This is a genomic window from Clostridium sp. ZBS15 (assembly GCF_023845705.1).
In the GTDB taxonomy this organism is placed as follows: Bacteria; Bacillota; Clostridia; order Clostridiales; family Clostridiaceae; genus Clostridium; species Clostridium aquiflavi.
Genome location: NZ_JAMQHY010000021.1, coordinates 1 through 397 on the forward strand (window position 1 = coordinate 1; position 397 = coordinate 397).

Annotated in this window: 2 rRNA genes; both read left to right on the top strand. The window is 44.6% G+C overall.

The window, feature by feature from the left end:
• Positions 1 to 207 (top strand): 23S ribosomal RNA (locus tag NG904_RS07950); the annotation flags it as partial.
• Between the two features lie 57 nt (positions 208 to 264).
• Positions 265 to 381: ribosomal RNA gene (rrf, locus tag NG904_RS07955) — 5S ribosomal RNA — on the top strand.
• The last annotated feature ends 16 nt before the right edge of the window (positions 382 to 397 follow it).

Genomic DNA, 397 nt, shown 5'->3' on the forward strand with positions numbered 1-397 from the left:
AGTTGTGGCGTCCGAGGCATAGCCGGGAAGCGAATGCGCGTCAGGATGAACGCTGAAGGCATCGAAGCGTGAAGCCTCTATCAAGATGAGATTTACCAAATCGTAAGCTAGTAAGACCCCTTGAAGAGTACAAGATTGATAGGTCAGTGGTGGAAGTAGGGCAACATATTTAGCTGACTGATACTAATAGGTCGAGGGCTTGACCAATAAATAATTGTTATATACAATTTATGTGCAATTTTGAAAGAACATTCTTTCAAAGGATCTGGTGATGATGGCATGGAAGTAACACTCCTACCCATTCCGAACAGGAAAGTTAAGATCCATAGCGCCGAAGGTACTGCACGGGAGACTGTGTGGGAGATTAGGACGTTGCCAGGTAAGCTTAAAGAGATAG